Below are 12,738 nucleotides of genomic sequence, written 5' to 3'. Positions count from 1 at the left end.
AATGCTGGCACAATAGCGCCCTGACAGATTTGAGGAACCCATCAATGGCAAAGGCAATGGCCCGCCACATACTGGTCAAGACCGAAGCGGAAGCCGCCGCGCTGAAGAAGCGCATTGCCGCCGGCGAAGCCTTCGATGTGCTGGCACGCAAGCACTCCACCTGCCCCTCCGGCAAGAAAGGTGGCGACCTCGGTGAAGTAAGGCCCGGGCAGATGGTGCGTGCGGTGGATCAGGTGATCTTCAAGAAGGCGCTGCGTGAAGTACACGGCCCGGTGAAAACCCAGTTCGGCTATCACCTGATCCAGGTGTTCTATCGCGACTGAGCCCTGCTCAGGCGCCTGGCTCACTCATGAACTCGATGATCTTGCTTCTGAGCCAACGCTCGGCAGGGTCGTTGTCGGTCACCCCGCTCCAGACCATCGACAGATCCGAATTGACCAGCTCGAATGGCGGGTCATCGGCACGCAGGCGGGTCCCTTCGATCAATGCTGCCGCGGCGAAATCCGGTACCGTGGCGAGCATTTCCGTACCAGCGATGATCGAGCGCAAGCCACTGAACTGCGGCACCGCCAGCACCACGCGACGCGAGCGATCCAGACGCGCCAGGTCGTTGTCGATGTTGCCGCACAGATCCCCCGAGAACGACACCAGCGCATGCGGACGCGAGCAGTACTCGTCCAGCGTCAGCGCGCCAGGGCGGTCATCGCCGCGCAGCACCTTGACCTTCATCTCGCGCAGCTTGCGCCGCTTGGCGTTGGCCGGCAGCTCGGTGGTGTAGCTGACGCCGACGGAAATTTCCCCCGAGGCCAACATCGATGACATCAACAGGAAGTTGACCCGCCGCACCACGATCACTACCTCCGGCGCCTCTTCGCGAATCTGCTTGAGCAAGGCCGGGAACAGGCCGAACTCGGCATCATCGGACAGACCGATGCGGAAGGTGTCGCGGTTGCTGGCCGGGTTGAACTCGCGAGCACGACTGACTGCACCCGAAATGGTGTCCATGGCCGGCTGCAGCTCCTTGAGAATCGCCAGCGCTCGCGCCGTCGGTTCAAAACCACGACCATTACGCACCAGCAGCGGATCGTCGAACAGATCACGCAGCCGGGCCAGCGCCGCACTGACTGCCGGCTGGCCGAGAAAGAGTTTCTCGGCGGCACGGGTCAGGTTCTTCTCGAACATCAGGGTTTCGAAGATCACCAGCAGATTCAGGTCGACGCGGCGCAGGTCGTTGCGATTCATCCAGGGGGCCTCGGGGCACAGGTTTATTGGCGCATTAAAGCAGCAACTCCCGTGCCCACATAACCCGATCAGAGCCCCAGTTCGGAGAGCCCTGGATGATCGTCAGGACGACGCCCCTGAGGCCAGCGGAACTTGCGCTCGGACTCCAGGATCGGCAAGTCATTGATACAGGCATAACGATTGATCATCAGGCCGTCTGCACCGAACTCCCAGTTTTCATTGCCGTAGGAGCGAAACCAGTTACCCGAGTCGTCGCGCCACTCATAGGCGTAACGCACCGCGATGCGGTTGTCGGTGAACGCCCAGAGTTCCTTGATCAGGCGGTACTCCAGCTCCTTGGCCCACTTGCGCTCGAGAAATGCACGCGCCTGATCGCGACCATTGGCGAACTCGGCGCGGTTACGCCAGCGCGTATCTAGGCTGTAGGCCAGCGCGACCTTGGCTGCATCGCGGCTGTTCCAGCCATCCTCGGCCAGGCGCACTTTCTCGATGGCGCTCTCGCGAGTGAACGGCGGCAACGGAGGACGAACTTCAGTATTTGACGACATGACGGCACCTCAGACTTGCGGGGGATTGAGCCCATTGCTGGGCGACAGGGTTTGCAGGAGTCGTTGCGCAGTGCGACCAGCAGTGTCGGCCGCGTCGACCTGGCCGGTGACCATGGCGACGGCCGTTGCGCCATCGATCAGCAGGAGAAACTGCCTGGCCATTTCCTCGGGATCGGCAAAGCCGCAGGCCGTGGTCAGTTCGTTCAGATACGCCAACAGACGTTGTTTGTGCAGCAACGCGACGGCGCGGATCTCGCTGTCGGGATCACCAACCTCCCCCGCCGCATTGATGAAGGCACAGCCATGGAAGTCAGGTGCGGAGAACCAACTGCGCAGCAGTGGGAACACGGCCAGTAGCCGCTCGCTCGGCGATCCCGCAGAAGTGCCGGCGATGAACCATTGCATCCAGCGCTCATCACGCGCGCGCAACGCGGCAGCGATCAGCGCTTCCTTGGTCGGATAGAGGCGATAGATGCTTTTGCGCGCTACACCCGAGGCCTTGACGATGGCGTCCATGCCGGTGGCGTTGATACCGCCGGCATAAACCAGGCTTTCGGTGGCTTGCAGCAAACGGTTCTGTAGAGAGGCGTCTTCGAGCATGGTTCAAACCATAGAGAATGATCGTTCTCCACAATGTAGAACGATCATTCTCTAGAGTCAACTCAATTCTCGAAACACAGGATCAACGGCATCTCGACCAGGCTTCTGCTGAGATCCGCGACACCTGGTCCGATGCCGACCGCGCCGGTTCCAGGGGTGGATCCAGTCACAGGGCTATGACTCAATGCCGCGGCAACACTGGCGCATGCTCGGCCATCAGCGCCACCACCCAGTCGATGAATACCCGCAGCTTGGCGCTGACATGGCGGTTCGGCGGGAAAGCCAGGTACATCGGCATCGGTTTCATCTGCCAATCCTCGAACAGACGCACCAGTTCACCGCTAGCCAGGTGTGGTTTGGCCATGTAATGCGGCAGCCAGAGCATGCCCAGGCCCGCCAGCCCCGCAGCCAGATAGGCGTTGCCATCGTCGACCGTCAGCAGCGGGCGGCCATGGGCCTCGATGCGTTCTTCACCCCGCTGCATCGCATAGGGCAAGGCCTTGCCGGTGCGCGACCAGAGAAAACCCACGGTGTGATGACCAGCCGCCTCCAGCTCGCGCGGATGCATCGGCGTGCCGGCGCGTCGCAGATAACCCGGCGTCGCATATATGCCGAGTTGCAGATCACCGACATGCCGCGCGATCAGCGATTGATCGGTGATCTCACCGCCGCGCACCACGCAGTCGACGTTCTCACCGATGATGTCGATGAGACGGTCGCTCACGCCCATGGTCAGCTGGATTTCCGGATAGCGCGCATAGAAAGCCGGCAAGGCCGGAATCAGCAGCATGCGTGCGAAGGGGCTGGGCACGTCCACGCGCAGGCGGCCGCGTGGCGCCATCGACGCGCTGGACAGGCTGGTCTCGGCATCGTCGATATCCGCCAGCAGACGCACCACACGCTCGTAGTAGGCCGCCCCGTCAGCGGTGACGTTGACCTTGCGCGTGGTGCGGTTGAGCAGGCGCACGCGCAGCCGTGCCTCCAGCTGCTGCACGAGCTGGGTCACGCTGGTCTTGCTCATGTGCAGGGTGGCGGCTGCCTTGGTGAAACTGCCGGTTTCCACCACACGGGCGAAGGCCTGCATCGCATCGAAACGATCCATTTCACGTCTCTCTTAAGCTCATGATTGTTTGGATTCTACAAACAGTCATGACCAGAGTTGCTCGTTTATCCAGCCCGACCGTGTTTTTAAAGTGATTCCATCGTTAACAGCGGGCCGTAGTGGCCCAGATGGAGGCAACAATGAGCAGCAAACGTGATGTGGTTTTCCCGGCCGACCGCCATGACCTGTACGAACTTCATCGCTATTCGCCAGCGATTCGTTCCAACGGTTTTCTGTTCGTATCCGGCCAGGTCGGCAGCCGCAAGGACGGCTCGCCCGAGCCTGATCTGAAGGAACAGGTGCGCCTGGCCTTCACCAACCTCAATGCGATCCTCGCGGAGGCTGGCAGCAGCTTCGAAGACGTGGTCGACACCACTATTTTCATGGTCAACCCGCACGCCGAATTCGAAACCATCTGGGAAGTGGCTGCCGATTATTGGGGCGAAGCACCCTACCCGACGGTGACCGCTATCGGTGTCACCTGGCTGTCTGGCTTCGACTTCGAGATCAAGGTGATCGCCAAGCTGCCGGAATGAGCAGCGGTTGCGCCCCTGCAGACGAGGGGCGCGGCATGAGGTTCAGAGGTGAGTGAAGACGCGCTCGGCTGGCAGACGCGACTTCGGCAGCTCCGCATTGAAATCGCTGTCGCTGTGATACCCCAGCGCTACCGCGACCATGCTGCTCAGCCCCTGAGCGGCCAGCCCCAGCTCCTCATCCAGCGCCTCGCGGTCGATGCCCTCCATCGGCGTGGCATCCACGCCTTTGGCGGCTGCGCCCAGAAGCAAGGTGCCCAGCGCCAGATAGGCCTGTTTCTCCGCCCAGTGCGGGATGTCGCCAAGGCCACGGTGCAATTCGACATAGCTGCTGCGGGTGTTGTGTTGAGTGGTGCGCGCCGCGTCATCGCGGAAACGGCCATCGGCGGCTTCCTGCTGCAGCACATCGGCCAGGTAAGCATCGTCGAGGTCACGGCGGGCGCAGATCAGGATCACGTGCGAAGCATTCAAAATCTTCGACTGGTTATAGGCGAAGCCACCCTGAGCGCCCTTGGCCAGGCGCGCCTTGCCTTCTGCAGTGCTCGCTACGACGAAGTGCCAGGGCTGCGAGTTGACCGAAGACGGCGACAGGCGCAGCAACTCCAGCAGCTCGTCGATGATCGCCTGATCCACCTGGCGGCTGGCATCGTAAGCCTTGGTGGTGTAACGCTGACGCGCGAAAGAAACGGGGCTCATGAACACTCTCCTGATCGGTAGATGACGCGAAATGGACGCCAGTCTGCAGCATGCCTGTGTATGAAAAAAGCAGGCAAAGCCGCTAGGAGTTTCAAAGCAAAGATGAAAATGCTGGCATCAGCCCTCTAGCGAGCCACGCCAGCGCTCTGCAAACACTCGATAAAACCCGCCACGGCCGCCGAACGGCTGACCTTGGGATATAGCGCGCCGATCTCGCGATGAATTGCCGTCGGGCCGAGCGCGATGACGCGAACGCTCACCGGCAGCGGCAGGATGGTTTCCGTCAACGGCACCACGGCCACGCCAAGGCCGCTCTCGACCATCGACAGCATCGCCTGGATATCGTCGACCTCGATCCACTCCTGCAACGTTAAAGAGTGGTCGCGTAGAAAGCGCTCCACCTGGCGACCACCGAAGGAGGAGCGGCTATAGCGGATAAAGGGCTGCTCGCGAATCAGCGCCAGCCAGTCATCGCCCGCCACGTTGCTGGCCGCAAGCAGCACGTAGCTCTCGCATGCCAGTGGCGTCCACTCCAGTTCGCGCGGCGGTTCGAACGCCGGACGAATGAGGATCGCCAGATCGAGTTCTCCCGCTTCGACTCGGTCCATCAACTGCAGTGAAACGCCAGGCGACAGATTCACCCGGCAGTTGGCAAAGCGCTGACGGAACGGCACCAGCGCGCGCGTGAGGATGGTCGCATGCACCGAGGCGATCGCGCCGATCTCCAGCGGTTTGGCCCACTCCTCGTCCTGAGTCGGCTCGCCCAAGGCATCGAAATCGGCGACCAGCGCCTCGGCACGCGCCAACGTCCGCAGCCCTGCAGCATTCAGCGTGGCCGAGCGACCGGTGCGATCGAACAGAGCGAAACCCAGGCTTTCCTCCAGGCGGCGCATATGGCCACTGACGGCCGCCTGGGTCAGGCCGATGCGCTCACCAGCGGCGCTGAAGGTGCCATAGCGCGCCACCGCTATCAGCGTGCGCAGCTCGATGATCATGGCGATTGATAAGATTCTGTTTTGCTCATGATCAGAACATATAGTTTTTTAAGAGGCTTGTCGCCGAATACGATGATTCCACTCACCAACGAGGGAACCCCCGATGACCGCACTATGCCCGTTCCACCTGGCCTTTCCGGTTGACGACCTGGCCGCCGCTCGCGACTTCTACGGCAATCTGCTCGGTTGCAGCGAAGGTCGCAGCTCGTCAGAGTGGATCGACTTCAATTTCTACGGGCACCAGATCGTCGCCCACCTGGCGCCTGACGAAGCAGGCGCAGTACCGGCCAACGCGGTCGATGGCCACGGCGTGCCGGTGCGCCACTTCGGCGTCGTCCTGCCGATGCATGACTGGCAGGTCGCTGCCGATAAACTCACCGCCGCCGGTGTCGAGTTCATCATCAAGCCCTATATCCGCTTCAAGGGCGAGCCGGGCGAACAGGCGACGATGTTCTTCAAGGACCCGAGCGGCAACGCCGTCGAAATGAAGGCCTTCGCCGACATCAACAACCTGTTCGCCCGCTGACAGCGAAAGGAACGCCCCATGCAAACGCTCAAGGTTGCAATCGCCGGTTTTGGCGGTGTCGGCCGCGCCACGGCCAACCTGCTGCTGCAACGTCGCGACCGCTATCGCCAGGTCTATGGCGTGGACGTGCGGCTGGTTGCCGTCTGTGGCTCACGCGCCGGCCTGACCGATGCCAATGGCCTGCAGGCCAACCAGCTGGACGCCCTGCAGCCCGGTCTGTCGGGGCCGGATTTCATCGCGGCGAGCGATGCTGAGGTGCTGATCGAGGCCGGCCCCAGTGATTTTCGCAACGGCGGGCCGGGCCTGGACTACCTCTGTGCGGCGCTGTCCGCCGGGCGCGACTGCATCGCCATCTCCAAGGGCGCACTGGTGCATAGCGGGCCGCGTCTGCGCGAACTAGCGCGCGCCTCCGGAGCACTGCTGAAACTCAGTGGTGCAGCCGCGGCCGCCCTGCCCACGCTCGACCTGCTCGAACACAGCCTGGCCGGCTGCAAGGTGCTCAGCGTCGAGGGCATTCTCAATGCCACCACCAACTACCTGCTCGATGCCATGCGCACCCAAGGGCTTGGTTTCGATGCGGCACTGCGTGAGGCCCAGGCCGGTGGCTTCGCCGAAGCGGATACGCGCAACGACACCGAAGGCTGGGACACCGCCTGCAAACTCCTGCTGCTGGCCAACTTCGGCCTTGGCGCCAAGCTGACGATGGCGGACCTGGAAGTCGAAGGCATCCACTCGGTCACCGAGCAGCGTATCGACGCCTGGAAGTCGCAGGGCCTGGTGCCCCGGCTGGTCGGCAGCCTCACCTACGTGGACGGCGCGATCCGCGCCAGCGTCGGTATCAAGACCTACGCACTGTCCGACCCCTTTGCCCTGGTAAGTGGCAAGAACAAGGCGATCCGCATCAACAGCGACGCCATGGGCGAGACGCTCGCCATCGGCGGCGGCGCTGAACCACTCGCCACCGCCGCCGCTGCGCTGAAGGACCTTGAACACATTCTCCAAGCAAGGGGGCGCTCCCCCCTGCTTTATTGACGGACATTGCGCATGACCCAACTTACCCTGCAAGCCATCCGCCACGTCGGTTTCGAGGATCTCGGCAGCTTCGAGGCGCCGCTGCGCGCTGCCGGCTACCAGATCGAGTACATCGACGCTGCGGAACGTGACCTCAGTCAACTCGACCCGCTCGCAGCAGACCTGCTGGTGGTGCTCGGCGGCCCTATCGGCGTCTATGACCACGACCGCTACCCGCTCGTCTCCGATGAACTGGAAATACTGCGCGCACGGCTGGCAGCCGATAAGCCGACGCTGGGCATCTGCCTCGGTGCGCAGCTGATGGCTGCGGCATTGGGCTCCACCGTCTACCCAGGGCCAGCCAAGGAAATCGGCTGGTCGACGCTGGAGCTGGCAGCCTCCGACCATCAGCCACTTGCCGCCCTGCGCGACGTCGCCGTGCTGCATTGGCATGGCGACACCTTCGACCTGCCGGAAGGCTGCACCCTGCTCGCCTCGACCCCGCTGTGCCGCCAGCAGGCCTTCGCTCGCGGGCAGAACGTGCTGGGCCTGCAATTTCACCCGGAAGTGCGCGGCGACCGCTTCGAGCATTGGCTGCTGGGCCATGCCAGCGAACTGGCCGGCTCGGGCATCGATCCCGTCGCCCTGCGTCACGACGCCAAGCGTCATGCCAGCGCCCTTGAGCAAGCGAGCGCCATGATGCTCGGCGATTGGCTGGCCAAGCTGAAGCACTGAGCACATCAGCACGCCCGAGCCTCATGTCAAGGCCCGGGCATCGCCGGCTCATTCAGCACCTGCATCCTGTAAACACTTCGTAAATGCGATGGATTTTCATTAACTCACCTAGTAAAAGATAGCTTGCTTTCGATCCTGCCCGGAACAGCGCTTGCCGCTGCTCGTCTCGACCCGGAGTCCAGCATGTCTATCCGCTCTCATCTGCAACGTACAGCGGTAGCGATTACCACGTCGCTGCTGCTTGCCCTGCCCCTGCAAGCCAGCGAACGCACGCTGGACAGTGCCAATGGCCCGCTGAAACTCAGCGGCACGCCACAGCGCGTGGTGGCACTGGGCGACAGCGCCCTGGATGCGGCGCTGTCACTCGGCATACAGCCGGTCGGCACTCTGGCCAGTCGCGGTGGCGACGACGTACCGGACTATCTCAAGACCACAGCAGGCAAGATCACCCTGGTGGGCAGCGTGCGCGAACCCAACCTGGAGGCCATCCTGCGCCTGCAGCCGGACCTGGTGCTGGCCTCCAGCGATCTGTCACGCGATCTGTACGCCAAACTGAGCCTGATGGCGCCCACCGTGGTGCCCGCCGGCAACTCCTTTCAGGACTGGCGCGAAACCTACATGACCTACGCCCAGGCCCTCGGCAAACAGGAAGAAGGCCAGCAGCGTATCGCCGAAATCGACAAGCGCAGTGCCGAGCTGCGCCAGCGTCTGCCGCAGGGCCAGGCAGTCAGCGTGGTGCGCTGGAACCCGCAGGGGCCGGTGATCATGTCCAGCCACCTGTTCGTTGGCCAGTTGCTGAGCGATCTCGGCCTGCGTGCCAACGAGCTGGCCGCAGCCCAGACGCAGAAACCACACAGCGACGTGCTGAGCCTGGAGAACCTGTCACGCATCAATGCCGACTGGATCTTCCTCGCCACGCTCAATCCGGATGGTCGCAAGGCCTTGGAAGACGCGCGCAAGCAACCTGCCTTCACCCGCCTGTCAGCCGTCGCCGACGGTCATGTGGTGACCGTCGACGGCCAGATCTGGAGCAGCAGCTCCGGCTACCTGGCGGCTCAGCAGGTACTCGATGACGTGGAGAAGGCCCTGCTCGACTGATGCTCGCAGCACGCCTTTCCGTCCCTCAGGCGCTGAGCTACGCGGCTCTGTGCCTGTTGTTCTTGTGCGTCGCCAGTTTGCTACTGGGTGCAGGTGACATCGGCATCCTGCCGAGTCTGCAAGCCCTGCTCGGCAGCGGCGATGACGATGCCCGCTTCATCGTCTTCGAATTGCGCTGGGTGCGTACCGAACTGGCCCTGTTGGTCGGCCTCGCCCTGGGCGCGGCGGGTGTGCTGCTGCAAGCGGTGACCCGCAACCCGCTGGCCGAACCCGGGCTGCTCGGGGTCAGCGCCGGTGCCTCGTTCGCCGTGGTGCTGGCGATCAACCTGGGCGCCTCGGCTGCCGGCCTGCACCTGGGCGTCGCCATGCTGGGTGCACTGGTGGGTTGCGTGCTGGTGCTGCTGGTCACGCGCATGCGTGGCGTCGGTGACGACCCCGTGCGCCTGGTGCTGGCCGGCGCCGCGTTCTCCGGCATGCTTGGCGCGCTGAGCAGCCTGCTGCTGTTATGGGATCAGCGCACCGCCGATGAAATGCGCTTCTGGGTCATCGGCGCCCTGGCGGGTCGCCCGCTGGATACGCTCGACTGGAGCCTGCCGGGGCTGCTCGGAGGACTGTTGATGGCGCTGCTGGTGGTGCGTCCGCTGGCCGCCCTGGCGCTGGGTGAGCGCGTCGCCAGCGGCCTCGGTCACCATCCGCAACTGACGCGCCTGGGCACCCTGCTGGCCGTGGCGATCCTGGTCGGCACCGCCACGGCTGCCGCCGGCCCCATCGCCTTTATCGGCCTGATCGTGCCCTATATCGCTCGCCGCCTGGTCGGCTCCGATATCCGCCGCACCCTGGGCCTGAGCATGCTGCTCGGCCCCTGCGTCCTGCTGCTGGCCGACGTCATCTCGCGCCTGCTGGTACGCCCCTACGAACTGCCGGTGGGCGTGGTGACTGCCTTCGTCGGCGCGCCGATCCTGATTGCGGTGGTGCGCAACCACCGCCTGCCGACCCTGTGACATGAACATTTCTGCCTCACGCCCTCTGCTCGCCCCGGCCGGCCATCACCTGCTGCGTCTGGGTGGCTACAGCCTGCTGCTGCATCGACGCAGCATGGTCGTCGCATTGCTCCTCAGTCTGCTGCTGGTCGCTGTCGCCACCTGGATACTGGCGGCCGGCGATGACGCCCTTACGCCCTGGAAAGCCCTGCTGGCCGCCTTCGGCCAGGGTGAGGCGCTACAAGTGTTCCTGATTCAGGAGCTGCGCCTGCCCCGGCTGATCGCCGGCCTGCTCAGCGGCGGCGCCCTCGGCGCTGCCGGCTGCCTGCTGCAGACCCTGGCGCGCAACCGCCTGGCCACGCCGGGGGTGATCGGTATCGACAACGGTGCCACCGCCTTCGCCGTCGCCTCCATCGTCGCCGTACCCACCAGCCTGGCGCCCTCGGCCCTGGCGCTGAGCGGCGCCGCCACCGCAGCGGTACTGACCTTTGCCCTGGCCGCCGGCGGTGGCGCACGCGGCTATCGTTTCATCGTCGTGGGTATCGCCATCGGCGCGCTGTTCGGTGCACTGACCAACCTGATGCTGGCGCGCAGCGACATGGACGCCGCCAACGCCGCCTACCCCTGGACGGTCGGCAGCCTCAATGCACGCCCGGCCGACTCGGTGCTGCTGCTCGGCATCGGCCTGGCCGTGGGCCTGCCGCTGGCCAAGCTGCTGGTCAATGCGCTGAGCCTGATGCGCTTTTCCGACAACGTCGCCATCGGCCTCGGTGTACGCCTGCAACGCATGCGCCTGCTCACCCTGGCCCTGTGCGTCTGGCTCACGGCCCTGGCTGTTGCCGTGGTCGGCCCGGTGGGCCTGATCGCCCTGGCGGCGCCGGAAATGGCCCGCCACCTGTGCAACCGACACGGCGTGCCGGTGCTCAACGCGGCCCTGTCCGGCGCGCTGATGATGATTCTCGCCGACTGGCTCGGCCGTACCCTGCTGGCGCCCATCGAAATCCCGGTCGGCATCATCGCCGCCGTGGTTGGCGGCCCCTTCCTGCTGTGGATTCTGCTGCGCCAGGCCCCACGGAGTTCGACATGACCCTGCTTTCCTCACTGCTCGGCGACGCCCGCCAGTCCGACGTGCGCCTCGAAGCCCGCGACCTGAGCATGGGCTATGCCCAGACCCGCATCATCGAAGACCTCAACCTGGTGATTCCCAGTGGCCAGGTCAGCGCCATCGTCGGCCCCAACGGCTGCGGCAAATCCACCCTGCTTGCCGGCCTCGCCCGTTTGCACAAGCCCATCTCGGGCAGCGTCCTGCTCGACGGCAAGGCCATCGGCAGCCTGCCGTCGCGTGAAGTGGCGCGCCGGCTCGCCCTGCTGCCCCAGGACGCCTCAGCTCCCGATGGCCTGACGGTCAGCGAACTGATCCGCTTCGGTCGCCAACCGCACCAGAGCCTGCTGCGCCAGTGGAGCGAGGAAGACCAGGCCATCGTCGACGCGGCGTTGGTAGCCGCCGATCTGGTCGAACTGGCCGATCGGCCGCTGGAGTCGATGTCCGGCGGCCAGCGCCAGCGCGCCTGGATCGCCATGGCCATCGCCCAGGCCACGCCTTTGCTGCTGCTCGACGAACCCACATCGGCGCTGGACCTGGGCCATCAGATCGAAGTATTCGAACTGATCCGCCAACTCGCCGCCGCCGGCAAGACCATCGTCATGGTGGTGCACGACCTCTCCAGCGCCTGCCGCTACGCCGACCACCTGATCGCCATGCACCAGGGCCGGATCGTCGCCAGCGGCCACCCCGACGAGGTCGTCACCTCGGAGCTGGTCGAACGCCTGTACGGCGTACGCTGCACGCTGCTGCGCGACCCTCTGAGCGGCACGCCGGTGATTGCGGGGGTGAGCAGGCTCTGATCCCGGAATCGTCTTGCAATCGTTGTCTGAAAAACATGTAGGTAATTGGCTAACGAGATATGTCGCCATCTCTTACACGAGCAGAATTTTTATTGACCAATCAATCAGTTATATGTGCCATCCGCGCTGCAAGCCGATAATGCTTATTTTTTGAGCACGAAGGAGGTATGGACTATGGTCCAAACAACTCCATTTCGAAGGGACTCGACCGATGAAGCCCATCACGAGAAGCGCCGCCCTGGCACTTTCGCTCTTCGCTGCACCGGTTTTCTCGGCCGGCGAGTTGCAAGGTCAACTCAACGTTCAGATCACCATCGGCACCGGTTGCACGGTAACCAATGGTACGGCCAGCGGCTCCAGCAACACCTTCGGCTCACTATCCTTCGGTGACTACAACGACCTCGCCAACCTGATCGACGGCCGCTCCTTCGGCAGCGCCGGGGGCAGCTCGTTTGGCTTGCAATGCAGCTTGGGAACCGACTACAGCGTTGCACTGAGCGCCGGGCAGAATGCTTCCGGCAGCCAAAGGCGCATGATCAATGCCGGTGAGTACGTCGCGTACAACCTCTATCAGGACAGCGGCCGTACCGAACCCTGGGGCGACGGTGGGGCCACAGGCACGGTGCTTTCCGGCACTGGCACCGGTGCCAACGAAGAAGTGATCGTCTACGGCCGCGTGCCCACACAGAACACCCCAAGCCCAGGCACCTACACGGACACCGTGCAAGTCACCATCGCCTGGTAAGTACCGCACAGTCAAAGCAAGA

At 64.0% G+C, this 12,738-nt stretch carries 16 protein-coding genes; 10 read left to right on the top strand and 6 right to left on the bottom strand.

Translation table 11 applies throughout. The annotated features are described in order from the left end of the window. Window positions 1–44 precede the first annotated feature (44 nt). Entirely contained in the window at window positions 45–323 is a 279-nt protein-coding gene (locus tag BM186_RS24500) for a peptidylprolyl isomerase (RefSeq protein WP_017362973.1), read from the top strand. A 7-nt stretch (window positions 324–330) separates the two neighbouring features. Here the strand turns inward: BM186_RS24500 and BM186_RS24495 are convergent, their stop codons facing one another. The 4 genes from BM186_RS24495 to BM186_RS24480 form a co-directional block, all read right to left on the bottom strand. Beyond that, on the bottom strand, window positions 331–1,242 hold the full coding sequence (locus BM186_RS24495) for a LysR family transcriptional regulator (protein WP_072423805.1): 912 nt from the start codon (window positions 1,240–1,242) through the stop codon (window positions 331–333). 68 nt (window positions 1,243–1,310) lie between these two features. Continuing rightward, window positions 1,311–1,790: a nuclear transport factor 2 family protein gene (locus BM186_RS24490; RefSeq protein WP_017362971.1), complete on the bottom strand. Its 480-nt coding sequence runs from the start codon at window positions 1,788–1,790 to the stop codon at window positions 1,311–1,313. Between the two features lie 9 nt (window positions 1,791–1,799). Then, on the bottom strand, window positions 1,800–2,390 hold the full coding sequence (locus BM186_RS24485) for a TetR/AcrR family transcriptional regulator (protein ID WP_074918985.1): 591 nt from the start codon (window positions 2,388–2,390) through the stop codon (window positions 1,800–1,802). A gap of 181 nt (window positions 2,391–2,571) precedes the next feature. Next, a complete protein-coding gene (locus tag BM186_RS24480) occupies window positions 2,572–3,492 on the bottom strand; it encodes a LysR family transcriptional regulator (protein WP_074918983.1) in 921 nt (306 codons plus the stop codon). A gap of 140 nt (window positions 3,493–3,632) precedes the next feature. Here BM186_RS24480 and BM186_RS24475 point away from each other — a divergent pair, with 140 nt between their 5' ends. Beyond that, the gene (locus tag BM186_RS24475; protein ID WP_072423802.1) at window positions 3,633–4,028 is read left to right on the top strand and encodes a RidA family protein; all 396 of its coding nucleotides are present in this window, start codon (window positions 3,633–3,635) and stop codon (window positions 4,026–4,028) included. Window positions 4,029–4,070: 42 nt separating this feature from the next. On the opposite strand, the gene nfsB is transcribed toward BM186_RS24475, so the two are convergent. Both nfsB and BM186_RS24465 read right to left on the bottom strand, forming a co-directional pair. Next, entirely contained in the window at window positions 4,071–4,721 is a 651-nt protein-coding gene (gene nfsB, locus BM186_RS24470; RefSeq protein ID WP_072423801.1) for an oxygen-insensitive NAD(P)H nitroreductase, read from the bottom strand. Window positions 4,722–4,846: 125 nt separating this feature from the next. Further along, window positions 4,847–5,716 (bottom strand): LysR family transcriptional regulator, encoded by an 870-nt coding sequence (locus BM186_RS24465; protein WP_072423800.1) that lies wholly within the window; start codon window positions 5,714–5,716, stop codon window positions 4,847–4,849. A gap of 103 nt (window positions 5,717–5,819) precedes the next feature. On the opposite strand from BM186_RS24465, the gene BM186_RS24460 reads away from it, so the two are divergent. The 8 genes from BM186_RS24460 to BM186_RS24425 all read left to right on the top strand — a co-directional run bounded on the left by BM186_RS24460 (window position 5,820) and on the right by BM186_RS24425 (window position 12,716). Further along, window positions 5,820–6,242, top strand: a complete 423-nt coding sequence (locus BM186_RS24460) for a VOC family protein (protein ID WP_059392517.1) — start codon at window positions 5,820–5,822, stop codon at window positions 6,240–6,242. A gap of 18 nt (window positions 6,243–6,260) precedes the next feature. Further along, complete coding sequence (locus tag BM186_RS24455; RefSeq protein ID WP_074918981.1) at window positions 6,261–7,274, top strand: homoserine dehydrogenase; 1,014 nt, start codon at window positions 6,261–6,263, stop codon at window positions 7,272–7,274. Window positions 7,275–7,286: 12 nt separating this feature from the next. After that, a complete protein-coding gene (locus BM186_RS24450; protein ID WP_074918979.1) occupies window positions 7,287–7,988 on the top strand; it encodes a glutamine amidotransferase in 702 nt (233 codons plus the stop codon). Between the two features lie 183 nt (window positions 7,989–8,171). Next, a complete protein-coding gene (locus BM186_RS24445; protein ID WP_074918977.1) occupies window positions 8,172–9,086 on the top strand; it encodes an ABC transporter substrate-binding protein in 915 nt (304 codons plus the stop codon). After that, window positions 9,086–10,087, top strand: a complete 1,002-nt coding sequence (locus tag BM186_RS24440) for a FecCD family ABC transporter permease (protein WP_074918975.1) — start codon at window positions 9,086–9,088, stop codon at window positions 10,085–10,087. Before BM186_RS24445 ends, BM186_RS24440 begins: the two co-directional genes overlap by 1 nt. A 1-nt stretch (window position 10,088) precedes the next feature. Next, window positions 10,089–11,153 (top strand): FecCD family ABC transporter permease, encoded by a 1,065-nt coding sequence (locus tag BM186_RS24435; protein ID WP_074918973.1) that lies wholly within the window; start codon window positions 10,089–10,091, stop codon window positions 11,151–11,153. Beyond that, window positions 11,150–11,971: an ABC transporter ATP-binding protein gene (locus tag BM186_RS24430; protein WP_074918963.1), complete on the top strand. Its 822-nt coding sequence runs from the start codon at window positions 11,150–11,152 to the stop codon at window positions 11,969–11,971. The genes BM186_RS24435 and BM186_RS24430 overlap by 4 nt, the downstream gene beginning before the upstream one ends. A 211-nt stretch (window positions 11,972–12,182) precedes the next feature. After that, the gene (locus BM186_RS24425; protein WP_074918961.1) at window positions 12,183–12,716 is read left to right on the top strand and encodes a Csu type fimbrial protein; all 534 of its coding nucleotides are present in this window, start codon (window positions 12,183–12,185) and stop codon (window positions 12,714–12,716) included. The last annotated feature ends 22 nt before the right edge of the window (window positions 12,717–12,738 follow it).

Origin of the sequence: Ectopseudomonas toyotomiensis, assembly GCF_900115695.1 — a bacterium.
Classification (GTDB): domain Bacteria; phylum Pseudomonadota; class Gammaproteobacteria; order Pseudomonadales; family Pseudomonadaceae; genus Aquipseudomonas; species Aquipseudomonas toyotomiensis.
Note: the sequence above shows the minus strand (reverse complement) of the source record. Positions and strands in the feature narration are given on the sequence as shown.

Coding starts and splice junctions, on each gene's coding strand:
- BM186_RS24500 (WP_017362973.1), top strand. CDS start 45: ATGGCAAAGGCAATGGCCCGCCACATACTGGTCAAGACCGAAGCGGAA.
- BM186_RS24495 (WP_072423805.1), bottom strand. CDS start 1,242: ATGAATCGCAACGACCTGCGCCGCGTCGACCTGAATCTGCTGGTGATC.
- BM186_RS24490 (WP_017362971.1), bottom strand. CDS start 1,790: ATGTCGTCAAATACTGAAGTTCGTCCTCCGTTGCCGCCGTTCACTCGC.
- BM186_RS24485 (WP_074918985.1), bottom strand. CDS start 2,390: ATGCTCGAAGACGCCTCTCTACAGAACCGTTTGCTGCAAGCCACCGAA.
- BM186_RS24480 (WP_074918983.1), bottom strand. CDS start 3,492: ATGGATCGTTTCGATGCGATGCAGGCCTTCGCCCGTGTGGTGGAAACC.
- BM186_RS24475 (WP_072423802.1), top strand. CDS start 3,633: ATGAGCAGCAAACGTGATGTGGTTTTCCCGGCCGACCGCCATGACCTG.
- nfsB (WP_072423801.1), bottom strand. CDS start 4,721: ATGAGCCCCGTTTCTTTCGCGCGTCAGCGTTACACCACCAAGGCTTAC.
- BM186_RS24465 (WP_072423800.1), bottom strand. CDS start 5,716: ATGATCATCGAGCTGCGCACGCTGATAGCGGTGGCGCGCTATGGCACC.
- BM186_RS24460 (WP_059392517.1), top strand. CDS start 5,820: ATGACCGCACTATGCCCGTTCCACCTGGCCTTTCCGGTTGACGACCTG.
- BM186_RS24455 (WP_074918981.1), top strand. CDS start 6,261: ATGCAAACGCTCAAGGTTGCAATCGCCGGTTTTGGCGGTGTCGGCCGC.
- BM186_RS24450 (WP_074918979.1), top strand. CDS start 7,287: ATGACCCAACTTACCCTGCAAGCCATCCGCCACGTCGGTTTCGAGGAT.
- BM186_RS24445 (WP_074918977.1), top strand. CDS start 8,172: ATGTCTATCCGCTCTCATCTGCAACGTACAGCGGTAGCGATTACCACG.
- BM186_RS24440 (WP_074918975.1), top strand. CDS start 9,086: ATGCTCGCAGCACGCCTTTCCGTCCCTCAGGCGCTGAGCTACGCGGCT.
- BM186_RS24435 (WP_074918973.1), top strand. CDS start 10,089: ATGAACATTTCTGCCTCACGCCCTCTGCTCGCCCCGGCCGGCCATCAC.
- BM186_RS24430 (WP_074918963.1), top strand. CDS start 11,150: ATGACCCTGCTTTCCTCACTGCTCGGCGACGCCCGCCAGTCCGACGTG.
- BM186_RS24425 (WP_074918961.1), top strand. CDS start 12,183: ATGAAGCCCATCACGAGAAGCGCCGCCCTGGCACTTTCGCTCTTCGCT.